Raw genomic sequence first — 22,594 nt, 5'->3', positions numbered from 1 at the left:
GCCAGAAGCGGTCATGCCGCTCTAAGGGGCGCGGCGTACTTTTATTCCCTCTTGATCCGCACAAAATCGTGACCCTTCCTCGGTGGACCTGCGCGTAACGAGCCGATCGAGTCCGCGTATAGCCGGTAGGCTGTGACGAAGGAGTTCACAGCGCACTAACCAAATGCGAGGGGAACGATGAAGGAGACGTTCAATGTTGCCGAGACCGGCTCAGGATCTTACAGGATGCTGGCGCTCCTGAGATGGGTCATGGTGGTCATCTTCGTTTCGTTTGGAATGCAGAAGTTTACACCTCAGTCAGCACAAGGTATCGCCCAGTTCATCACCAACAGTCCCTTCATCTCCTGGCTATCCGTGCTCGGCTTGAGAGGTGAGGCTTATTTCCTGGGCGTAACGGAGTTCGTGATCGCGGCGCTGCTCGTGGCGGGTGCGTTCAACCCAATTCTCTCGGTCGTGGGCTCGTTTCTTGGCACGGTCACTTTCGCCATCACATGGTCGTTCTTCTTCACGACACCCGGCGTGGTAACGTGGAGCCTGTCGACCGATCCGATGGCCTGGAATTTGGCGGGCGAGTTCCTATTCAAGGATATCGTTCTGTTGTGTGTCTGCATCGTGCTGTTTCTTGCATCGCTGCCGAGAGCGAAGATGGGCGCGTGAGCAGCAATGCGTCGTCGTGCGCGTCAGATGCGAGCTTGCATCATGACGCGCCTATCGGTGAGCACAACAGCTTGGCGAACGCACGAAGGGCGAGTTCCGCTTAGGGGGCTTGGCTGTGTGAAAACGCCAGGACGCTTGAGCGCGATAGAAGAAGTTGTTCGTCCAAGCCCGTTCTGGGGCTCAAGCTCGCAAGAGCCGTCAACTTTGACGACGAACTGAAGAATGCAATTCTAGTTGAGTTTCGATTCTTCGCGTTTCCACACAGGCAGGGTCACAAGCGGCCCTCAGCGAGTAGCGCTCGCGAGGCTCGGCAAACGGCCCGAAGGGAAACTCGTATTGACCCGTTTGGCTAAAAGCCACTCCCAAGAAAACTAAATGTCTCCCGCGCCGCGCGGTCAGTTTGCCGTGTAGCCGCCATCAACTGCGAGAACGCTTCCAGCGATGGAGCTGGCAGCCTTGAAGGCAAGGAATAGAAATGGAACGGCAATCTCGTCCACCGTTGCCCTCCGCTCTGCGGCTGCCATCATCTGCATAAGATCGGATGCAGTAATCGGCGACATCAAGGATCATAAGGCACGGCGGATGTAACCGGCCCGATGATCTCGATTGGCCTCGACGTGCAATATTTAAGGCCATTTGCGGCTTCGGGTGCAGCTCAGTTATCGTTGAGCCCGTGCGGCTGCCTAGTGTGCAGGCGCTCCTTCCAGTTGCTTTCGAGCCGGATCACTTCGTCAGGCTCCATGTTGGGAGCGACCAATTCGAGAATGGTAAACCGGAAATGCTGCGGATCGCGCTGCCTCAATAGGCGATTTCCACCGTGTCCCGATGCAGCATAGTTGCGCCATCGACCAAGCAGGTTTTCCGCTCCATACGCAGACCCAACGTAACCCCTTCCGGCTAAGGTGTCGAAGATGTAGTAGATGCCGCGCCACTCGGCGAGCTTGGCTTGCCAGCGTTTCGGCAAAACAGCTAGTTGGCTCCAAGTAAAGTCCAACTCGTCCCAGCGCTTCATTGCGGTATCTAGAGCGCTATCCTCCAAGATTGCGCGAACTGGCATGATGTTCTGATGCGCTCGTCTCCACCATGACCGCTCAGGAGGAGGCCAATCCACGACCAGCTTGCCTTTCCATTCGGAATAGAAGTCCATCAGCTTGAGATCAAACCAGAGACACGATGGGCGCTTTCCACTCGGGCCTTTCTTGCCTAGCTTCATCAATTCAATCTTCTCAGGTACCTTCAGGTATTGGGCGACAGTGAGCGGTTTCGTCTTCCCTATTTTATAAAGGCCGACATACAAGGCTCTACCCGGCTCGTGACCTATGAAAGACGCAACATAGCTGGCGCTCAACATGCTCTTTTCAAGCGTGGCCCCTTGCGTTTGCTGATACGCATTGAACAGTTCTGGCTTATCCGCTGCGAGCAGCGGGAGGACCTTGTTCAAGTCGGGCTCGGTGGGCCGATGACGTAGTACAAGGACTTTGCGGGGCTCAATCTCTCTGCCCCGCAATAGGTCGTTCAATTCCATGTGTGATCCCATAGCCGTGGCGCATGCGTGATCGTGCTCTCCTCCTCTCTGCTATGCTGGCCCGAGGTTCGCCAAGAGGATTGCTTGCCATGGATATTGAGCATGAGTTTACCCAGCGCCTTTCTTGATCCCATTCCGTGGAAGTGAAGGAATTATTTCGAGCATCGCGTTCTGAAAGCGTGTTTGCTGTCCCATGCCGGGAAACGGCACAGCATATCGTGGGGCGTTGCTCTCTGCCGCCTTTGCAGCCGTTTCAACAATGTTCTTGATGCCGACGAGCATAGAGACAATTGCGAGAGGACGATAAGCCGCGATTCGATCTTTTAGGCCGTCCATGGCAGCGAGACATGTCGTCTTGCGTTTGGAAGGAGGCAATTTGTCTACGGGCGTGAGTACGAGGTCATCGAGGAACCAGCCGTATGCCTTGAACCGATCTAAAAACTCTCCGTCGGCGGGGCCAAGCGCTGTCTCTGTGGCGCGCTGCATGTGCCGTAGCATCGCGTTGTTGCCCAAGTAGAAAAAATCGCCGCTGGCTGGCGCACTTTCACCGACGAACAACGTAGTAATTCGGTCTGGGCGATAGCTCGCCCGGATAAGCTCGACTTCTATCATTCTCTAGCCGCGTCTCGAAGCTGTGGGCGATTGATCGTGATCTGCGCAGCGCAGTACTGCGACAGCTATCAAGACCCGCGTAAGGCTAAGATTTGGAGGGCTGCACATTTCCAACCTTCAAGGCATTGGCTCTGCGTGTTGCAACAGCTTTGCGCGCGGCCTCGCTGCGCAACTTCGCTGCGGCGTTTGCCGCTCGTGTAACCGCGGCCTTTCTACCAGCGTCTTTCATGAAAGCGTTAGTTCGCTTACCCTTCATCTCTTGCCAGTGAGCGCGTTGTACCTTCAACGCGGCAAGCGAAAACAAACCAACGTCATACATCCAGTGATGGTGAGTGCACAGCCACGCGAGATTATCCGGGTCATTGTTCGACGCTTCATGATCCAGATGGGCCAGTTCTTTCCCGACCGTCTGCCCACACAGGCAGCAACCCGGATAGGGGTAAGCTAAATTTGCAATTCGTCGTGCTTCAGATTGGTTGCGAGGCCGCTTTAACACTTTCATTGCTCTTTCCCTGCCAAAGTCCATAGCTGCCTGCCGCATCACATCGATAAAAATCGCGGGTCACCCTTCGCCCAACCAAAATGCAGCGTTCGGCCTTTAAGCAGCGTTTTGCTCACTAGTTGTCCCGTGTTGGCGGTTAATCCGAAGAGTTCGACAAACGCTGCATAGGCATCGAACCACCTGTTTTCGGGCGAGAAGGAATGAACGATCATGGCAGCATCGTCGGCCTCGAACCTATCAGCTTCGAGGATAGCCGAGGCAGTACGGTGAAACAGTTGATAGTGGACATGATCAGGGGGCGGACACTGAACCCCGATTAGATCGCATAAGAATGCGAGCCGCTGTCGCTTTCCCGGTGATGGGTCCACGTACCAGTCGCGCAAGGTCTCGCCAAACGGCTCATTGACCTTGCCTTCTACGGCAACGGCGATGGTTCGGTTCTTTGACTTCACCAAGGCGAAAACGTCCGTTTGGCTTTCGCGTCCGGCATCGCGCAATGCCACTTTGTGCTCCGGCATCGCTATGAGCAACTCGGTGTCCACTCCGAATAACGCCCCGATTTCGGGCGGCAGCCCGTCAACGGCTTCCCAGCAATGCGCGAGTGTTCGAGCAGAATAGCCTCTTCGCCAATGTTTTATCGGGTCGGCCAAAAGCGCTTGCCAGCTTTGGGCGCCCGCCGTCGGCACATAGATCTTTCGCTTCGCGTGCTTCTGTTTGTCGGCTACTTCTCGCGCAGCCAAGCTAAGCTCCAACTCTTTGATCTGCTCGATCAGCAGCTCTACGATTTCATCGTACTCGGCTGGCGATAGCGAGTTCACGCCGCGCACGGCCATCTGATCTCGGAGAATGGCCGCCATCAAGGCTTTGACGCTCATGCGTCCTCATCGGAAAAGTATCGTCATAAAATCTATCTGAAGTAGATGCTAAAGATAGCGGATGCGCAACGGCCGTAGAATTACGGGCGCCGCGTAACCGAAGTTTGCAGTGCAGTGCGGGATGCCGAGGACCATCTCCTACGCCACAAAGCCCGCGAGCCGCTTTCCAAAGAGGATTGGGCCAATGCTGGCCTAGTAAACGCATTGTCGGACCCAGTAGCCACCGCTCACTCGTATCCATTGGCATGGACTCGGCGGAGGCTCTTTGATGATCGGCCATCCATGAATGTCGATGTTCGTTGGCGCGGTGATGCCGCGCCAAAAGACAGCATTCGCTTCGGAGGAATGAAATACCAAGGCTCCGGCGAAGCAGCACAGCAGGAAACGGCTCATCTTTCTAATCCCGGTGAGGTTAAACCTTGGCCGATGCTATGCGCGGTCCGGGGGTTAAGCCAAGGCCCGACATTTCGGATTGAGCGGTGGGAGCGCCGTCTGGGCCACGGGGCCGCGCGGGAAAGGGCAGCAGGCTACCGGTTCGATCTTCGAGGAAGTGCCGTTCCGTTAACCCTCAACCTTCGGCCGTGTGGTAGTGCTTGGAGCTGGGGAGCTGCTGCATGGCAAAAAGGGAAGTTAAATTCGATCACGACGACGGGCTGATCGTCAGCGAGGTTGGTCCGTGGGCGACGGAGAAGCACGCCCGCGTGCGGCAGTACATCGAGATTTCGAGCGCGACGCGGAAGAAGTACATCCCGCCGCCCGCATGGCACGCAGGTGCAGCATATATCGAACTATTCTCAGGTCCTGGTCGCTCCCTGATCAGGGGCACCAACCGTATCATCGACGGCAGTCCGCTCGTTGCCTTCAAGGCGGCGCAAGCCACTGTGCCTTTCACGGAGATGCATCTCAACGATTTCGACGCCGAAAATTCCTCTGCGCTGAACTCACGCATCCGTGCACTCGGCGGCGCTCCGATCTGCTACAGCGACCCCGCCGATGTTGCCATCGATAAGATCGTCGCGGCGGTCAACCCGAGCGGGCTCCATTTTGCCTTTTTAGACCCGTTCAACCTCGCAGGGTTGTCATTCGACATCATCAGGAAGCTGTCGAAACTGAAGGTCGATCTGCTCATCCACGTCAGCGTGCACGACCTCCAACGCAATCTTGACGACTACAGCAGACCCGGCGATGTCTTAGACACGTTCGCTCCCGGTTGGAGCAAGCACGTTGATCCAAAGAAGCTGTCGCGGAACTCATTTCGAGCGGCGCTGATGGAATACTGGCTGGCTGAAATCCGAAAACTCGGCAAGTTGCCAGCAGAAGGCGTCGAGCTTGTCGAAGGTCCGACCGGACAGCGGCTCTACTGGCTTGTATTCGCAAGCGAGCACGGCATTGCGCGAAAGTTCTGGGAGGCGATCCGCGATCCCATGCGACAGACAACGATGGACTTCTGATGGCTGACACCTCGATCGAGTGGACCGACGCGACATGGAACCCTGTCGCTGGATGCACGGTGCTCTCGCCAGGCTGCACGAACTGCTACGCGATGCGCATGGCGGCGCGGCTCGACGCGATGGGCATGCCGAAGTATCGCGGGCTGACCCGCAAGAGCGGCAAGCGCGCGGTCTGGACCGGCAAGGTCAGACTTGATCGTGCCGCGCTCGCCATACCAGCAAGCTGGAAGAAACCGCGTCGGATTTTTGTGAACTCGATGTCCGACCTTTTTCATGATGCAGTGCCAGCGGCGTTCGTTGCTGCTGTCTGGAAGACGATGCAAGCAACGCCTCAGCACACCTATCAAATTCTTACGAAGCGCCCCGATCGGATGGCGGCGATCACCGCGTCGGTGCCGGTGCTGCCGAACGTTTGGCTCGGGACGAGCGTCGAAAACGCCGACTATCTCAGTCGCATCGGCGATCTGCGCAAGGTCGATGCTGCCGTCAGGTTCGTGTCGTTCGAGCCTTTGCTCGGGTCGGTGGCTGGCGCTGATCTGACCGGCGTCCACTGGGCAATCGTGGGCGGCGAGAGCGGCCCGCGTGCGCGTCCCATGGCCGAGCAGTGGGTCGCGGAGATTGAGGTTGCATGTCGCAAGGCACGCACGGCCTTCTTCTTCAAGCAGTGGGGCGGCGTTCGCAAAAAGAGCACGGGCAGGCACTATCGCGGGCGCACCTTCGATGAAATGCCGCACACCAATGCACGGGACAAAGCGCTCGCCATGATCGGCGGGAGGCAAGTGCAGTGAACTGGGGACGCGGATTATTTCGCTTGTGGGTGATCTTCAGCGCCATTTGGATTACGGGTCTGTTGGCGATCTACATTGCCGAAGCGCACTTGCTCGAAGCAAAAAGGACCTTTGAAGTCGAAGGGCCAGCTAAGGAGAAGTACGAGATATTAGCGCCGCCAAATGCCACAGAAGCCGAGGTAGTTGCCTTCGCACAGCAAAACCCTCGTACCGACTGCTCTGCGAACAAAAGCGGGCCATGGTGTAGTTACCCGGCCAAGCTGGAGATGCCGCGCAAGCCAATCGACCTTCTTGCGATTTATCTCGCGGTTGGAGTTCCAGTAGGGACGCTCTTGGTTGGTGGCGGCTTCTATTGGGCACTATCAGGTTTTCGCCGAACGACGTAGATCGCAACCGTCAGGGTCGCGAGTGAAGTGCAAAGCCATTCTTGACCCATGCGACCGCGTAACCAACCGTCCACATCAGCGCGAGGGGCGCTAATAGCCAGATGCAAAATCGATCCCAAGTCACAACCTGATCGACCGGCACCAAGTCGCGGAATCGGGGCGCAACCTTCGACACGGGCTCGCCCGTTCTAGTGGCGACGGTTTCGCTAAGGAGGTTCAAGCCGAATGGTCCCTGACGTAGTTCGATCCACGCTTCAATTCCTACGCAAACCGCCCACGCAATCGAAAGAACGATCCCTAAGCGCTGCCACCCGTTAAGTCGTGGCACTTTGCTCCCACTCATCGCTGCCCCCGTGTCCAGCTATGCTACGAGAATATCTTCCTTGTCCGCACCGCGCATGACGATCTTCAGCACATCATCCGGCAATGGCCGCTGCAGCGCCTTCGCTTCATCCCACGGCGCGCATCCAGACATCGCGCTCCTCATCGGTGGTCAGGATCACTGGCATGGCCTTGGGATGGATCGGCTCGACGACTGCATCCGGTGTTGTCGTCAGGAAGCCATAGACGAGGTGAGGTCCGGCGATTGGTTTGGACTTGGTGCCACGGTCTCCTCTGAACTCGGTCCAGATGCCAGCGAACGCGGTAAGCGGCTGGTCGTCATTGAGCGCAAACCAGACGACATCCTTTTTCTTGGTCTCAGGATTCGACTCCGGTGCGTATTCGGCGAAGCTGTTGAACGGCACGAGACAGCGGTTCTCAGGCTTTAGCCAGCCGCGCCAGTGCGGTGATGGCGTGTTTCGGATATTGGTGACAGGCGGACCGCCAGTGCGCGGTGGCGGCGGCATACCCCATCGCATCATGCTCAACTCGCGCCCGGTGTCGGTGTTGCGGATGACCGGGGCCGGATAGTCGGGAAAGACGCCGGGCATTGGCTGCAAGTTGCCGACGTAGCGGTTGACCACACGGAAAAGCGCGAGGATCGCGGCTTGGTCCGTGGTGATGCTGTAGAGATTGCACATTGGGACGTTGTCATTGTTTGATGTCGTCTGGGGCGTCACCCGGTGCACCAAGTGATATTTCGTATTTCCTCAGGCGAATTTCGTTGAGCTTCGACTTCCTTGCAATCCGCCTAAGGGCCTCTTCGGCATTCGAGATAACCCTTTTCATGTCGTCAGTTGCGTTTCCAATCTTACGATACTCGAACGCAGCATAGATGTAGTTGCGCAAATCAATTCCCGTGCTGCTTTCAAACAAATGTTGGTAGCGTTCAACCGGAACGGCAGCGAGTTGCGCAAGTTTGTCGCCGTTCATGCTGTGAGCGGCGGACAATAGGTCTTTTTCGAAGTGAAAGACCGGTTCCGTCGCCTTCCGCTTTTCTTCCACAAGCTTTTGTATGCGGGGATCGCTTATGCGCCGGTGGAAAGGATCGTCAGAGGTCCAAAATTCATCCCCGCCATGGGTCCTAGCAAAATCAATCAGTGCTTCGACCTCATCAGTCCGACCAAGCTCCGTCAGGATCGAGATTGCGGCGTCGAGGTTTGAACGAGACACTACCTCAAAGTTGTTACGAATGCCCGCAATGATGCTTTCGCACACTTCGTCCTCGTTGTTGTCAAAACCATCGTGAAAGGGTTGCCAGGCTTGTTCAAATGCAACCATCCGGTTCTGCTGTTTTCGGCTCGCTTCGACAGCAGCCGCCTTGGCAGTAATCTCTTCTATGTCAAAAATGCTGCTTTCAACGAAGGTCATCAGGGCGTTGTCGAGTTCATCCAGAGTGCCCCAACCGTACTGGGCCAAAATCACATCCCAACGTTGGTGATCACCACTCTCTTCATTGTCATCGTCGGTTCCGTGCTCTTTCGAAAGATAACGATCAAATTCACTGCGTTGGAGATAAGAAATCGATGGCGGATTTGCTCCAACGTCCAGTTTTCGCCAACCGAACATGACCATTGAGTGAACAACTTGCCGGGTGACTTCGGGTCCAAATTTGCTGAGGACCGGGTGCTTCAGCATGTTGATCAGTCGCTCTATTTTTTTGATGACCCTGATATTTGAAATCTCAAGTTTCTGGCAGTATTCACGGATCAGCTTAGAAAGCTCGTCATCGTGATCGATAGCGATGGCAACCGCTTCAGCGGCGGTAGGGGTAAAGACCAAGTGGACATCGATTACTTTTTCGAAGAAGTCGGCGAATTCTTTCTGGCCGGGGTCATCCAGTTGCGTCCGGTTCAGAAGTAACACCACTTTGCAGGAGCGTTGCTCACGCAAGTACGAAATTAATCCAAGCACGTCTTTGACGGGCAATGCTCCGCGTCTTTCCAGGTCATCGACGCAGACGATTTGATTGCGGATCGCGGAGAACAATAGCGGTTGTGCCTTGGACAGTGCGCCACCCAAATAAGGAATTGGGAGCGCCGCGGCTGCGCCCACCAGTTGTTTTCCTCCTTTTACTATGCTGTTTCCGCCGGACAGGAAGCGCTCCAGTCCGGTGCTGCCCTCTGGAAGTAGGAATTCCAAGTTTTCGAAAATGGCTGTTTTCATTCCCTCTAACGAGCTAATGCCGAACAGCGAAACATATGAGTAGCGTGATAGGCCCGTCGCTCGTTTGGCCCGGACGCGGTCTAGAACAGTCTGCCAGGTATATGTTTTCCCGACGCCCCATGCTCCTGTAATGCACAGAACTTCTGGTTCGGGTGATTTCAGAAATCGTTCGATTTCGTTTTTTACCGCCTCCGCTGAGGTCATTTGAGTTTCGCTCTCCCTCCAAGTGGTTGCTGGATCACTCGCCTTACTTGGTCTGTTCAGGTTGGGCAAGAATTCGGTGCGTGGAGACTAGAACGTGGCCGCTTCCATGCGGGAGCTTGTGCGTCACCGGTTCGATGCGGTAGCGGCGGTTCTTGGCAACGAAGTCCTCGATCCAATCCCCATCATCGCGGAAGAAGATCATGTCCTCCGCGCAACGCACTAGCAGGCGGTTGATTTCGAGGACTTCGGAGCGCCTCAAATAGCGGTGCGTGGCGTTAAACTTTGCAAAGGTGATGTCGGGCTTCACGCCTGACAGGTTAATGTCCGGCTTGATCCGCACGGCGATGTCCGGCGCAAGAGGTACGATGCGGTTAATTGGGGTATTGATGTCGAACGCCTCGATGGCAGCCGGGTAGTCGCTGGTGAAGAATGGACTTTCATTTTCGCCGTTGTGCAGGATTTCCCAGGGCGAATTTCCGAAAACAGCAGTGTGGTGCAGAATGTTGGCAATCGCGATGGCCTGCGGATATTTGGGATCAACCGTAAACTTCACGGTACCATCAGCTAGTAGTTCGGTGATCGACTTTCCGCCGAGAATTTCCGGCGCTTGCGGGATTGCGCCCTGGTTGTCGAGAATGGCCGCCGTTGCCTCAAGCTGGGCCTTGAGGGGGCCGGAGTGCAGACGCATCGCCGTAGGCGAGCACGCCACGATGTAGGCGGCAAATCCCGCAAGGCTGGCGATAGCTTCCTGATCCATCTTGTTTTCGCGCAACTTCGCGACCGAAGCGTTGTAGCGCGGCTCAACATCCTTCAGGAACTCTTCAACGGCACGATCCTTCGTGAGGTATGCGTTGGTACTGCCCTCCTCAATGCGGCACACGTCCTGCGATTTGGTCGGGAACCGCTTCAGGTCCGATTTGCGGATGGCGTACATCAAGCCATCCATCGCCGGAGAGTAGAAGTTCTTCAGGTGAACCTGAGAGACGTAATGATCGAGCGCCATGGGTTTTCTATCTACGGCGTTCTGATTAGCAGGCAGCAACAAGAGGCGACATAACGATAGTGCCATCCAGCGTCCGGTAGAGATACTGGACTTGGCCGCCCAATCTGACGAATGCAGCCATGACATCCAAGCTGCAAACGGAGTTCTTTGTCGCAATATCCATCTTCGAGGCCAGATCGGCCACAGTCGTATTGTTTGCTTTTAACCGAGCATCGAACTCGGCTTTGTCGATGTTCCAGACTGCAGCGATTATGACCCGTGGCCCTGTGGCAATCGCGGTGGACATCGTGATATTTGCGTTCATCTTCATTGGAAGCGTCGCGGCCAAACCGGCCTGGGCCTCTCGCGCCTTTTCGCAGACGTTGAACTTTGTGAATTTCGAGAAGCACTCCGGGCCATCTTGCGCTGCTACTGCGCTCGCGTTGCACGCCAGCGCGGCCCCCAAGATTACGATCGACAAAAGGCGCACCAACCGACCCCCTAAACCAGAAGGAGAGTATTTCGCGGGCACACGCTAAGCGCAAGGGGCCGACCTGTTGCTTCGTGCGAGGAGGGTGGCAAGGGACCGGACCGGCTAAGTGAAGGCGGCAGGAAGGCCGCAGACGCGGCCGGGAGCGCGTAGGCCGCGCCACGCACATTTAGCCGCTCGCTGGAGTGTTTAGCTCACGGTGCGCAGAAGAAGCTGCTCCCTGGCCAATTGAACCGGGCATTACCGTCGCTAGTCGGGGCAGATCGCGAACGCGCTGCTAACGGGTTTGCTAACAAACCACCTGAAACAGGACGGGATTGAACGAAGCTAGAACGGCTTCCAACCGCAAAATGTCTATTAGAACAGGATGATCTGTGCACGGCAGGGACGAGGAGGGAAGCACCTAGCCGAACTCCAAAACCGGGGGTCGCAGGTTCGAGCCCTGCCACTCCTGCCAGCCAAATCAATCACTTAGACTAGATTGCGGCGGGAGGGCGTCTCGCGCGCGCCCGTGCTCTCGCAGCCGCTGTGCTGGAGGTGCCGTGTCGTGGTCTGGCGAGGCCTAGCGCGCCGGGGTCCGTTCCGCGTCGGCGGGAATCTGCCTGAGGTTGACGTTCCGGATGGGAACGCGGCGCAGCAGGGAAAGGATGGTCCCGCCGAGCTCGAGATAGGTGCGCAGCCGCAGCGCGCGCGACGAGCCCTTCAGCTCCGCGTTCAGGCTCACCGGAACCTGGACCTAGGTGAGGCCGAGCTGGAGCAGGGAGATCAGCGCACAGATCTGGTAGCCGTAGCCGTCGGCCTTGACCGCGATCTGGCGCAGCCATTTCACGGGATAGACGATCATGCTGTGATAGTCGGACAGCCAGAAGCCGAACAGGCAGTTCAGGATGAACCGCAACGAATGCGACTGCAGCGAGCGGTTGACGGAGCGGTCCGACTGGTTGTCGCGATAGGTGATGACGAGGTCGGCGGCGCCCGCCGCTTTGAACATCCGGGCAACACCCTCGTTCTGGAAGGCGTGATCGCCGGGGATGAGCGTGATGGCATCGAATTTCGCGCGCGACAGCGCATATTCGAAGCCGGCACCGACACCCCGCGGTTCGGCATTGTGATGCACGATGATGCGCGGCTCGCCGGCTGCGAACTCGTCCATGATCGCGCCGGTGGCATCGGTGCTGCCGTCGTCGATCAGGAAGATCTCGAAATCGTCGAGCAGGTCGCGGGCGAGCGGCAGCACGCCGTCGATCGTGTCGGCGATCTTGTCCTGCTCGTTCAGTGCAGGAATGACGATCGTAAGCCTTTTTGCCGCCCTGGAAGGTGTCATTGTATGCGCCCGTTGGCGGGGCCACTCTGTCCCGGTGACCCCATGCAAGTCTAGGTCATCTGAACCGGGCGAACAATGCGGCTCGCCGGTATGCCCACAAGACCGGCGCGAAACCTATGATGTGTGTGTTCCGCGCAACTAGTCGGAAAAATCATAGAGGCTGGTGTCGCCAATGCCGAAGGCGCGGCGCAGCCGTCCGACGTGGCCTGCCATATTCCGGCCCGCCGCCGTCGCCGCGAAGTGCGAATCGGTCCGTTCCACCAAGCCGCCATCGACCAAGTTCCCAATTCGTCCGCGGAACAGATCTGGAACCTGCCCGTCAGCGATCTCCGATAGCGGTGCCCTGCGATCGGGGCGATCGACGAGGCTGAGCAGGATGCCCAGCGAAACCGATTTATACACGGCGCCAAAGGCGAACACGTAAGCCATGACGCAAAATCCGAAAATCGACGCGGCGTCCCAGTACTGAAGCTGCGGGACGAAGAGAATTCCGAGCATCACCCCGAGACCGTGCGAGACAACCGTGGCAATCGCCAGCAGGGTCACGGGTCCGAGCGGCCAAGCGCGTGCGCGGGCCATGAATTGCAGGGCAGGCGCCAGCAGGGCGAACGCGGCGACGGCGGCAAGTCCGACAGCAAAGGACATCGACTCACCCAAGGCCTGTCGACAGACGAACGAGCTTGACGAGATGCGCTACCGCAACCCCCTTGGAGGTGGGGGCAAGCCGGCCGTCCGCCGTGATGACCATCCCGGCCCCGATCAGGAGCTTCAGGCGGTTGTGCGTGAAGGTGCCGAGATCTCCACCTTGCATGTAGGCTCTCGCCCATTGCTCCAGGGTGAGAGGATGTCCAGCCTGAACGAGTGCGGTGAGCAGCGTCAGCGTGAAGCCCCAGGCCAGCAGGCTGAACAGGATGTAGCAGAGCATCATTGCGGTCCCGAGCAGGAAGAGACCGCCAAGCACATCGCCGACGTGGCGCTGACCTGGAAGGGCGATACAGGCGACGGCGTAAAGGATGACGACGCTGATGCAGCCCAGCCGGAAGCGACGGCCGGCTCCGCCGGTGGCGGCGATGCGCGCGTAAAGCAGCAACAACAGTGGAAAGGCGAGGCTGACACCAATCGCAGCAGCTTGCGCCGGGCCCGGTAGCAGGTTCATTGCGGAAAATCGTCCCGGACGCCTCTCAGGCCAGTCAGAGCGAAAGTCTATAGGGGGTCGTATTTTTCAGGTCAAGGCAGCCCGGCGCCTTTGACTGGCGATTGTCACGCGGACTCGCGTGTGTCGCGATGGAAACGGCTGGCTGCGCAAACTTCCGCATCATGCGATGCCGTCAGCCCGCCGCTTGTAGACCATCTCCGCCAGTGAGATGTCGGTCACCGAGTCCGCGCCGGAGGCCAGGGGGGGGCGTCCCTCGGCGATATCGGAAACGAAGGCGTCGGCCTGGCGCCGAAATGCCCAGCTCTTTTCACCCGTCAGATGCGTGCTTTGACCATCGTGCTCGACGATGACCTCCGCCTCTTGCTCGGCAAAGGGCGGGGGCAGTTTCAAGGTCACCGCGCCGCGCTCGAAATCGATCGTCAGACCCTCGCGCCAGGCTCCCTCGGACCCGTTCACGAGATCCAGCGTACAAGCGATGCTGTCGAAGTCGAGGGTGATGCGCGCGGCTCCCGAAGTTTCGACGGAGCTGTCGGCGAGCGTTGGCGATGATCCGAGCAGGTAGCGCGTCAGATTGATGATATGGCTGAAGACGTTCAGAAAGTTGTCGTAGCCGGCCCGCATCGTGCTCGGCATCCAGTCGGGACCGTCCTTCCAGAGTTCGATCCCGTCCGGCCGTGTTTCGCCGGTCATCACGAAATTGTCGCGCGACCGGCCGGTGTCGCCGCCGAAGCACCAGCCCTTGGCGCGGACCACGCGTCCGAGCGATCGGTCGTTGCGCAAGCGCGTCAGCACATCGAGCGCGCGCGCCACACCGGCATCGTGACGCTTCATGTAGCCGACGCTGTAGACGAGGTTTCGCTGCCGCGCCGCTTCGACCAGCAACGTCGCCTGAGCCGTCGTATAGGCCATCGGTTTCTCCGACAGCACGTGGCGGCCGCTGTTCAACGCGTCCAGCACGATCGGACCGGTGGCTCGCCGCTTTGTCACGACCACGACAGCGGACACCGCAGCGTCCGCGAGCAGCTCCCGATGCGTGCCGTAGACCTGCGAGATGCCGAACTTCTGCGCTGCGGCGGCAGCGAGATCCGGCCGGAGATCGGCGATGGCGACGACGCGGCAGGCGGGATTGGCCACGAAATTGGCGAGGTGGCACATCTGGCCGACCATCCCCGTTCCGATGATGCCAATGCCTGGCCTCACTGGCTATGATCCCTTGAAGCGCTTCCGGATGACGAGGAAATGCGCCGGCTGTCCCCAGGTGTTGATGAATGCCGGATCTGTCTGGGTCAGGGCCGTGACCGCAGGCGCATCGCGTCGCCCGATCGCGGCGAAGATGCGGTGGAAACTGTCGAGCGTCGCAACGATGGTTTCGATGTCGGAAGCATCGTCCGCGAGAATGTCCGTCGTTCGGATCGCCTCGCGTAAGGACGCAAGGCTTGCGATCACGCGCGGCAGGCTCTCGCCGAAGGGGGCGTCGATCATCGCGTCGACGTCGAGAACCAGCGTCTCGATCGATGCCGAAATCGCCGCCACGGCATCGGCCTTGCCGACCAGGTAGAGCTTGCGTCCGCCGAGGAAGCTGAGGCGGCTGCGGTGGAGATGGCGCGCCGCACGCCGCAGCTTCTCGTCGGCGGAGAGAACCTTCTTGTGCCAGTAGACGTCCAGGCTGTCGCGATAGGCTGGCCACGCCGAATGGATGTCGAATCCCTGCTCATGCGCTGCCGTGCACAAGGCGGCTGCGTCGAGGAAGTACCGATGCCGGACGAACGGGTTCTCGAGCACGTCCATCAGCCAGGATTCGAAGCTGCGGGTGTGCGGAATGCTGTTCCATTTCGCGTCGAAAAGCGTCTTCGCGGTTTCGAGTGCGGGACGGCCTGACAAAGCCTTGCCGGCGGCATGGATTGCCTTGAGCGCGAGCTCGAAGAAGCCGCCATAGCGCTCGTAATAGGACACGACGGCGAAACCGTCCGGATTGAGCAGCCGATGGAAAACGCCGAGCCAATTTTCGGTCGGCTGCACGGTGTAAATGAAACCTTCGGCATCGATGATGTCGTAGCGGCGCTCGCTGCGAAATCCCTCGACATCGGCCAACGCGAGTTCGCGCAGGCGCTCGCTCAGGCCAAAATGCGCGAAATAGGCCTCAATTTTCGGATGCGCATGCCGGTTCGGTTCGGCGAGCGCCATGTTCGCGCCCCAGCCGGCAAACACCAGCGCATTCTCACCGGAATCTGGACCGAATTCGAGCAACTCCGCATCGCGGAACAGCCGCGGCGGCAGCACGAGCTTGTCTGAAAACAGCTCGCGCCGCTGGCTGGCATATGCATCGAGTTCGGCGGCCGATTTGAAATTCCCGAACGTCGGTAGGACGTCCTGACGTTCGTAGTAATTGAAGAGCTTCTCGTCAGCCATGCCGCGTCCCTAACCCAAGGCCGCCTCGAGCCGGTCGAGCTCGCTCCAGATGTCGGAGGGCGCGAAAATCGAAACGATGTGCAGCGGCCGCTTCACGTTCTCGCGCAGCCGGCTGCTGACCTTGGCTTCGTTTTCCTGGTTCACGGCGAGAAGGCAGACGAGCGGCTCCGACTTGCCGGCGAGTTCGTCCGGCGAACGGATCGGTATGCCGGTGCCGGGCAGGAACAGCCCCTGGCGCTCCTTCTGGTCGTCTACGGAGAGATCGACGAGCTCCGCCAGCTCATGCGCGTTGGTGAAGGTGCAGGCGCGGCAGCCCGCGCCGTAGATGGCAATCTCGGCGCCGTTCGCACGGGCCTTGGCGAGGATCGGCCGCAGGCGCGCGCCGTACTCCCTTGCGCGCTGGCCGAATTTCTCGCCGACGCCGGAGGGCGCAGGCGGCGGCGTCACGTCGCGGGTTGCACGACGGGCGGCGATCGCGAGGCTGCCGCCGCTGAAATTGTATTTCTTCACCGAGACGGCCTCGAAGCCGTGGCGGACCAAGAGCGCGAGTAGCGTCGGCTCGGTGAAGTAGCTGACGTGCTCCTCCCACAGCACGGAGAGGTCGCCCGCCGTCGAACCGGGATCAAAGTCGGGCACGTCGATGAACAGCAGTCCGTCGTCGCTGAGCGCGATCTTCACGCAGTCGAAGAAGTTCTCGAAATCGACGATGTGCTCCAGCACCTGGCGCGAGACCACGAGATCGAACTTGCCGGACTGGGCGACCGCGTCGTGACACAGGGCCGGGCTGATCATGTCGGAATAGACCTTGATGCCGCGTTCGCGGGCGATCTTGCCCGACACGGGGTTGGGCTCCACACCCACCAAGACCTTCGCGCCGCGTTCGCGCAACTTATCCATGAACAGGCCGTCGTTGCATCCAATCTCGAACACGGATTGGTGCTTCGACAATTTCGCGATGGTGTCGAGCTCGTCGACCTGGTGCGGCTCCGGCTTCCAGCTGCTGAAATTGTAGTTGAACTGGCGATAGAGGATGTCTGGATCAATCGGCTTGACGATCTGCGGCAGGCCGCAGTCGCCGCAGGCGAGGACCTCGAACGGATACCGCTCCTCCTGCTCGTTCCGGCTGCGCCGAAGTCGATGCGCGATTGGCATTTGCCCGAGGTCGATGACCGGTCGCAGGTTGGTCGAATGGCAGAGGCGGCAATGATCGGTCACTGATTATTCTCGCATTTGAGCAGGTCTGACGAGGCGACCTTCAATGGAAACCGGCGTGGCCGGCAACGAGACGCTCCCGGATACATCATAACCGGGTTACGCGGGGCATTCCTCCGGCCTGTGCGTTCTCGGCCAAAGCAGGTAGCAGCCGTGGATAGGTCTTGCAAGACGTGCCGCCGTCCCTCAATTGGAGGTGGATGCGGCCGGCCATGTACGCGCGCGACGGCTGCGAGCACGGTCGACGTCAAGGCCGCCGCCGCTCGTAGAGTGTCAAATTACCCCGGGTCTCCACGGCCACGAAATCCCGCTTGATCCGCTTCATGACCTCTTGAACATGGTGGTACTCCGGCCTGCGCTCAACCATGCTGTCGTAGAACAGCCGGTCCGCCGGGTTCATCGAGCGATCCAGGAACCGCGCGTCAAAGGACACCAGGAACGGCATGAAATAGGCCATCGGCGCCCGATGGGCCTGGGCCAGATAGGCCCAATCCCTGAGGGCGATGACCAGAACCCTCTCGTCTGGCCTGGTTTTATCCTGGATGAACTTCGCGTCGGCCTCGGTGATCTGATCCAGGTCCTCCTGCCACGTGACCGCCGGGCTCGAGACGAACGGCCACCGCAGAAGGCTGGGATAAGTTGCATACGATCTCAGGCCGTAGAGGTGGGGATTGTTCTTGTCCTGGACGAACAGCAGCGCAAGAACGGTCGCAGCGGCCGTTATGGCGCCGGCGGTTCTTCGGAACGACGGTTGCCACCCCGTTGAAAACTGGCGGATCCACCAGGCCGAGACCATCACCAGCGGCAACGCGTTCTGGTGCCAGACAGCGTCCAGCGTCCGGTTGACCCATTTGATCATCAGCGCCATGCCAATCATCGACAGGGTCAGCAGAATCCCGGTCACGAACCGGTCATGCCAGGAATCGGAGGGCCGTGACAGCCGGATCGCGGCCCAGCCGACGGTGATGCATCCGACGATCTGGAGCGGCAGATTGTAGATGATGCCCCAGCCCAAGTCCCATTTGATGGGCGTGCTTCCCCACCCGGTCCCGTAGAGTACGAGCGGGCGAAAGCATTCGATCAGAAACTCCAGGGAGAAGGCTCTCGTGCCGAACAGCACCAGGCACATTAGGATTGCGGCACCTATCGATGTGACTGCGAACACGAGGGCATTGCGATAGTTCGGAAACCCTCCGGCGATCGCCGCGACGAAGGTACCCGTCACAAGGAAGAACAGCCCGATCTCGGTCTGCCAGAGCAGCGAGACGGCGCACATGATGGCCGATAGGATTAGCCATGTCAGGCGCCCGGGAGCGGTGCAGTGCAGGCTGATCGCGAGCGCAAAGACGATCAAGAGCGGAAATCGCGTCGGGTAGGCAGATGGCGAGTAGAACTGGCCGGTCGTAGAGAAAGCCAGCACGGCGAGCGCCGTGATGACGGCGATCGCGGCAAGCTTCGAGCGGATCAAGTAATACAGAAGAAAGTAGGCCTGGACGTAGGTCGCGAGCGTGACCGCGATGTTCAATCCGACCGCTCGCATCGCCGCCGATTTCCAATCATCTCCCATGATGAGATGAAAGAACCAGCCGAGCGCAGGGCCGTAATGCGAATGGAAGTCCAATCCGGGAACGAGCCCGGGGGCGTAGCCATAAAGCGCGGGACCGATGAAGTAACTTACCTTGTGCGCTTCGTCCCTCACGGCCGCGGTCAGGCCTTCGAGGTCGGAGGGGATCAGCAGCAGAGCGAGGAATATGATCGCGAGCAGATCGCCGGACCCCACGCTGAACCGGGTGTCGGTCGAGGGTTTTGCAGCAGGAAGGTAATTGTTGGCGTCTCGATTGAGCGCGACGGTGATAGCGGCGACCGCCAGCAGGGCGATCGCGATCCCGGGGCTCCTCCAATCGTTGGCAGCGCCGAGGGCAAGATAGACGAAGCTCGCCGTGATGGCGCTCAGTGCGAGCGAGCCCGATGATCGATACGTCGCGTACAATGCCGCTGCTGCCGCAATCGGCCCGGACAGGAAGAACGAGCCGTAGAACGCCTTCTTGCAGAAATCGCAATTCCTGTCTGCCAAGGCCATGTCGAAGCCTTCGACGAAATTTGATTGAAATGACGGAAGGTGATTTTTCACCAGCAGCAGCACCACGTAGGCGACGGCGCATCCCAGCAGGGCGGCCATAACAGCTCTGGCGGCGATCGAGAATTCCCTTGTGTACTCCACTAGGAGGTCTCGAGGCTAGCTACGATCGAAGTCGGGGAGGAGGCTGCGTCGAACACAGCGGAAAATCTAACTTTCTCTGAAATCACGTCCAGTCCCCAATTGCCTGAACTTCCCGTTGCGAGGCGCTTCTACCACCACAGCGTTCCCTGAACAATCCCGCGAAGCCCGTGGTTGCCTCCGGCATGGCAATGTTTGTGTCTGGACGATGGGCGCTGGAACCCTCCATGGCTGACGCATGCTCTAGCGAACTCCAGAGGCAGCACCTTCACATGCCGGTGCCGGCAGCGCCAGCAACCAGGCTGCGCCTCGGACGCCAGGCCGATTGCAAGGCGGCCGATACTCGGCTCTCGCCACAGGGGCCGGCTCTCCATCCTTCAACTGCATCAGTTCACCGCGGCCCTCCGTGGCCGAGGAGTTATTTCCGAGGGTCGCCGTCAGAAGCTCGATGAATCCAATGTCGTCGGGTCGTGGAATTCCCGGGGCGGCGCGATAGCGCCAGGTCTCGCGACGGGGTGGGCAAGGAAAGGTCTCGAGGTAGGAAACCGGGCAGTTGCCGTTCACAACGAAATGAGGATCAGTAAAATCCCCGCAGTAGTCCGTGTAGATAAACGACCGCTCGCGATTTTCATCCCGCAGGATCGTCTGTGCCACGTTCATGTCATTGCCGCCGAGGCATCGTGAGCGGAACGAGAAGACGTGCGAGTTCTCGAACTGGAGCTTAACGACCTTTGGCTCGGGGTCCGCGAGCAAGGCTGCTCGGACTTGCCGCAGCATGTCGCTGCTGAGCAACCCGTCGTAGAGCAGCCATTTGGAATCGTGAGCCGACGACAAGGCGAAGATCGCGACCAAGCCCCCCGCGACGGCTGCGCGGACGCGCGATCCCGGAATCGCCTGCACAACGGTCGCCATCAGGATCAAGACGCCGAACTGCGAGGGAAAGAGTAGCCTGGACTCGCCCCGCGTCACGTCGCCATAAATTCCGGTAAGAGCGTAGGGCAGCGCGCCGATGAGGGCAATCGCGGCTCCCAGCACCAGCAGCAGAAGCATCGCATTCGTGGTCGAGCGGCCGTTCAGCAGCCAGGGCGTCCACAATGCTGTCGATGAGAACCGGGCAAAGACGGCGATCGTGGCCAATGTCACTGCCGCGGAAACAGGAAGCCCCAGCAGCGCAACCCCGTGAGAATATGCGTAGCTCAGGCCGCTCGGGAAGGCCATGAGGTGCGCATAGAGCGCATTGGCTATGATCGAGAAATCGTTCGCGAAACTGTATTGTCCGGCGTAGTGGCCGCTCTTCCCCAGAATTGTCAGTCGCAGAACGATCATGGCTGCAACGGCCAGCCAGAACGGTACAAGACGCGCGAGTTTCTGCCTCCACCGCTCGGGACCAGACCAGGTGAGCACGACGCGAACCGGTTCGAGGGCGATCAGAGTCTCGAGCGACAACGCGAATAACAGACAAAAAGGTGCGCTCCATCGAAGCGCCCGCACCTTCGAATAGGACAGCTCGTAGGACAGCAGATAGAAGAGCAGGAAGAAGTCGTAGACCGCGTTGAGTGTCAGGCGAATTGCATAGAACGGGCTGAGCAGGAACAGAGCCGTGACAAGACCGGCGATCCGTCTCGTATAGGATGATCGCGACAGGACGGAGTGAAGCAACACGCCGTTGACCAGATGGCAGGCTAGTCCCGCGAGCCGCGCAGAGACATCGGGAGTATCGTTCAAAAGCGCCACAAACAGCGTCATCGGGATTGCGAAGCCGGCGTGTGCCGACTCCCACAGCACGCGAGCGACGCCAGCGGCACCTTGAGTCCAATAGATGTAGTACACAGTCCAATCGTCGCCGAAGACCTCACGCGCGAACAGCGCGGGCACGGCCGTAACAAAGGCGAGAACCAGAGCGACGTAGACGTATCCAATGCCCGCCCGCTCCCGTTGTCGGAGAGCCGCAGCTTTCGGATCTACATTCGTGCGAGCATCGTCGAAACCGACGGGGGTGACCATGGTCCTAGGCTTTGCCTCGTTTGTTCAGATGCTCCGCGGCGAGCCTACCAATTCTTGTGACGTAGTCCTGCACCGCGGCAGCGTCGCTGCCATCAGGCGCCCAGTCGGGAAATGCCGTGCGCGAAGGATCGAACGGGCCGGCGGTGGTTTCGTGAAATACCAGCCATTCCGAGGTGATCAGGATCGAGTGGAAGACCTGTTCCGGCATGCGATAATAGCAGCGTTTGCCCTGACCGTAGGGCGCCATCTCGAGCACCTCGCGAATGCCGCCGTCGTCCTCGAAGATCACGACCTGCGCGGTCCCCTCGATCACGTGGAACGATTCAGGTTTGCCAAGGTGCTTGTGCGGCCGCACATAGGCTTCGCGATGGTGCACGATCAGCATCTCGTGCAGTCCGGACGAAGGATCGGGATGCGTGCACAGCCGACTGCGCAGGCGCGGGTTGCCGGCGGCGATGCGCTTCAGCTCCGCGATCGTGGCATCGTCCGCGGTGACGATGGCATCGTCCGAATAGTACACTTCCGGATTTTGCGCGCGCAACGAGGTCGGCCGGTGCAGGCCTGCCTCATTCGAAGAAGATGAACCCATGGTCGCCCCGATACCCGCATTTGTCGTAGATCCAGGCCCATGTTTGCGGGCCGTGGAAGCTCAGGCAGGTGAGCTGCCAGTAAAGCAGATTGGCCTTCTCGCGCTCGTTGCGGAAGGATTCGACCATCAGATATTTCGAGGTGCCGCGTCCGACGCGCTCGATCTCGGGCACCGCGCGGAACACGTCCTCGAGCGGAAGGTTGTGCAGCACGCCGAGCGAGACGACGAGGTCGAAGGTGTGGTCGGGGTAGGGGAGCTCGACGGCGCTGCCGACCTTCAAATGCGGCCGCACCTCCTCCTTGGCGTTGGCGATGCCATACTCGGAGATGTCGATGCCGGCGATCCTGAGATCGGGGACGAGCTGGGTGAACTCATAGAGCAGGTAGCCCTTGCCGCAGCCGACGTCGAGTACGCTCATGCCCGGTTTGATGCCGTAGCGATCGATCAGGGTCTGGGCGAGCGGGCGCCACCGTCCGTCATAGCGATAGCCGCCGTAGCCGTAGCGCCGGTCGCCGTCCCAATAGTCGCGTCCCCATTGCCGCGCCACAGTGGCGGATTCCGCCTTGTCGTGCTCGACCACGCGCTGGACGTAGTCCCGCCTCGTCGATGCGTGCATCGGCTGGAGCAGGTTGATCTCGGTCATGGGGGCCAACCGGTCCGCGG

Annotated in this window: 23 protein-coding genes and 1 pseudogene; 4 read left to right on the top strand and 20 right to left on the bottom strand. The window is 59.4% G+C overall.

Going from position 1 to position 22,594, the window contains the following annotated elements:
- Positions 1–177 precede the first annotated feature (177 nt).
- Complete coding sequence (locus I6F21_RS15030) at positions 178–657, top strand: DUF417 family protein (protein WP_225183292.1); 480 nt, start codon at positions 178–180, stop codon at positions 655–657.
- A 395-nt stretch (positions 658–1,052) separates the two neighbouring features.
- On the opposite strand, the gene I6F21_RS15025 is transcribed toward I6F21_RS15030, so the two are convergent.
- From I6F21_RS15025 to I6F21_RS15005, 5 genes are all read right to left on the bottom strand, one after another.
- Positions 1,053–1,217 (bottom strand): SDR family oxidoreductase, encoded by a 165-nt coding sequence (locus tag I6F21_RS15025; RefSeq protein ID WP_225183291.1) that lies wholly within the window; start codon positions 1,215–1,217, stop codon positions 1,053–1,055.
- Positions 1,218–1,312: 95 nt separating this feature from the next.
- Entirely contained in the window at positions 1,313–2,098 is a 786-nt protein-coding gene (locus tag I6F21_RS15020) for a GIY-YIG nuclease family protein (protein WP_225183290.1), read from the bottom strand.
- Between the two features lie 192 nt (positions 2,099–2,290).
- On the bottom strand, positions 2,291–2,794 hold the full coding sequence (locus I6F21_RS15015; protein WP_225183289.1) for a hypothetical protein: 504 nt from the start codon (positions 2,792–2,794) through the stop codon (positions 2,291–2,293).
- An 85-nt stretch (positions 2,795–2,879) separates the two neighbouring features.
- A complete protein-coding gene (locus I6F21_RS15010) occupies positions 2,880–3,296 on the bottom strand; it encodes an HNH endonuclease (RefSeq protein WP_225183288.1) in 417 nt (138 codons plus the stop codon).
- Between the two features lie 38 nt (positions 3,297–3,334).
- Positions 3,335–4,171, bottom strand: coding sequence for a hypothetical protein (locus tag I6F21_RS15005; protein ID WP_225183287.1), 837 nt, complete (start codon positions 4,169–4,171; stop codon positions 3,335–3,337).
- A gap of 614 nt (positions 4,172–4,785) precedes the next feature.
- Between I6F21_RS15005 and tcmP the strand changes: the two genes are divergently transcribed.
- Genes tcmP through I6F21_RS14990 form a run of 3 tightly spaced genes read left to right on the top strand, consistent with a single transcriptional unit; the run spans position 4,786 to position 6,796 of the window.
- On the top strand, positions 4,786–5,622 hold the full coding sequence (gene tcmP / locus I6F21_RS15000) for a three-Cys-motif partner protein TcmP (protein ID WP_225183286.1): 837 nt from the start codon (positions 4,786–4,788) through the stop codon (positions 5,620–5,622).
- Positions 5,622–6,410 carry a DUF5131 family protein gene (locus I6F21_RS14995; RefSeq protein ID WP_225183285.1) on the top strand — a complete coding sequence of 263 codons (789 nt, stop codon included), beginning with the start codon at positions 5,622–5,624 and terminating at the stop codon, positions 6,408–6,410. Before tcmP ends, I6F21_RS14995 begins: the two co-directional genes overlap by 1 nt.
- The gene (locus I6F21_RS14990) at positions 6,407–6,796 is read left to right on the top strand and encodes a hypothetical protein (protein WP_225183284.1); all 390 of its coding nucleotides are present in this window, start codon (positions 6,407–6,409) and stop codon (positions 6,794–6,796) included. Before I6F21_RS14995 ends, I6F21_RS14990 begins: the two co-directional genes overlap by 4 nt.
- A 361-nt stretch (positions 6,797–7,157) precedes the next feature.
- Here the strand turns inward: I6F21_RS14990 and I6F21_RS14985 are convergent.
- The 15 genes and pseudogenes from I6F21_RS14985 to I6F21_RS14915 all read right to left on the bottom strand — a co-directional run bounded on the left by I6F21_RS14985 (position 7,158) and on the right by I6F21_RS14915 (position 22,574).
- Positions 7,158–7,818 (bottom strand): annotated as a pseudogene (locus tag I6F21_RS14985) (SOS response-associated peptidase family protein).
- A gap of 10 nt (positions 7,819–7,828) precedes the next feature.
- Positions 7,829–9,547: a KAP family NTPase gene (locus I6F21_RS14980; RefSeq protein WP_225183283.1), complete on the bottom strand. Its 1,719-nt coding sequence runs from the start codon at positions 9,545–9,547 to the stop codon at positions 7,829–7,831.
- A gap of 43 nt (positions 9,548–9,590) precedes the next feature.
- A complete protein-coding gene (locus I6F21_RS14975; RefSeq protein ID WP_225183282.1) occupies positions 9,591–10,550 on the bottom strand; it encodes a DUF4238 domain-containing protein in 960 nt (319 codons plus the stop codon).
- Between the two features lie 25 nt (positions 10,551–10,575).
- Positions 10,576–11,010, bottom strand: coding sequence for a hypothetical protein (locus I6F21_RS14970; protein ID WP_225183281.1), 435 nt, complete (start codon positions 11,008–11,010; stop codon positions 10,576–10,578).
- A gap of 571 nt (positions 11,011–11,581) precedes the next feature.
- Positions 11,582–11,743 carry a hypothetical protein gene (locus I6F21_RS14965; protein WP_225183280.1) on the bottom strand — a complete coding sequence of 54 codons (162 nt, stop codon included), beginning with the start codon at positions 11,741–11,743 and terminating at the stop codon, positions 11,582–11,584.
- Positions 11,744–11,755: 12 nt separating this feature from the next.
- Positions 11,756–12,343 (bottom strand): glycosyltransferase family 2 protein, encoded by a 588-nt coding sequence (locus I6F21_RS14960; protein ID WP_225183279.1) that lies wholly within the window; start codon positions 12,341–12,343, stop codon positions 11,756–11,758.
- A 138-nt stretch (positions 12,344–12,481) separates the two neighbouring features.
- A complete protein-coding gene (locus tag I6F21_RS14955; protein ID WP_225139862.1) occupies positions 12,482–12,988 on the bottom strand; it encodes a hypothetical protein in 507 nt (168 codons plus the stop codon).
- A 4-nt stretch (positions 12,989–12,992) separates the two neighbouring features.
- Complete coding sequence (locus I6F21_RS14950) at positions 12,993–13,499, bottom strand: hypothetical protein (RefSeq protein ID WP_109143344.1); 507 nt, start codon at positions 13,497–13,499, stop codon at positions 12,993–12,995.
- A 159-nt stretch (positions 13,500–13,658) separates the two neighbouring features.
- Positions 13,659–14,699: a Gfo/Idh/MocA family oxidoreductase gene (locus tag I6F21_RS14945; RefSeq protein ID WP_225139863.1), complete on the bottom strand. Its 1,041-nt coding sequence runs from the start codon at positions 14,697–14,699 to the stop codon at positions 13,659–13,661.
- Between the two features lie 3 nt (positions 14,700–14,702).
- Entirely contained in the window at positions 14,703–15,908 is a 1,206-nt protein-coding gene (locus tag I6F21_RS14940; protein WP_225139864.1) for a class I SAM-dependent methyltransferase, read from the bottom strand.
- A gap of 9 nt (positions 15,909–15,917) precedes the next feature.
- Complete coding sequence (locus tag I6F21_RS39025; RefSeq protein ID WP_225139865.1) at positions 15,918–17,123, bottom strand: class I SAM-dependent methyltransferase; 1,206 nt, start codon at positions 17,121–17,123, stop codon at positions 15,918–15,920.
- Between the two features lie 244 nt (positions 17,124–17,367).
- The gene (locus I6F21_RS14930; protein ID WP_225183278.1) at positions 17,368–19,299 is read right to left on the bottom strand and encodes a hypothetical protein; all 1,932 of its coding nucleotides are present in this window, start codon (positions 19,297–19,299) and stop codon (positions 17,368–17,370) included.
- Between the two features lie 282 nt (positions 19,300–19,581).
- On the bottom strand, positions 19,582–21,342 hold the full coding sequence (locus I6F21_RS14925; RefSeq protein WP_109143348.1) for a hypothetical protein: 1,761 nt from the start codon (positions 21,340–21,342) through the stop codon (positions 19,582–19,584).
- A 4-nt stretch (positions 21,343–21,346) separates the two neighbouring features.
- Positions 21,347–21,931: a WbuC family cupin fold metalloprotein gene (locus tag I6F21_RS14920; protein ID WP_050996026.1), complete on the bottom strand. Its 585-nt coding sequence runs from the start codon at positions 21,929–21,931 to the stop codon at positions 21,347–21,349.
- Complete coding sequence (locus I6F21_RS14915) at positions 21,909–22,574, bottom strand: class I SAM-dependent methyltransferase (protein WP_225139866.1); 666 nt, start codon at positions 22,572–22,574, stop codon at positions 21,909–21,911. Before I6F21_RS14915 ends, I6F21_RS14920 begins: the two co-directional genes overlap by 23 nt.
- Positions 22,575–22,594: the final 20 nt, after the last annotated feature.

This window comes from Bradyrhizobium sp. NBAIM03, from assembly GCF_020194055.1.
In the GTDB taxonomy this organism is placed as follows: domain Bacteria; phylum Pseudomonadota; class Alphaproteobacteria; order Rhizobiales; family Xanthobacteraceae; genus Bradyrhizobium; species Bradyrhizobium yuanmingense.
Note: the sequence above shows the minus strand (reverse complement) of the source record. Positions and strands in the feature narration are given on the sequence as shown.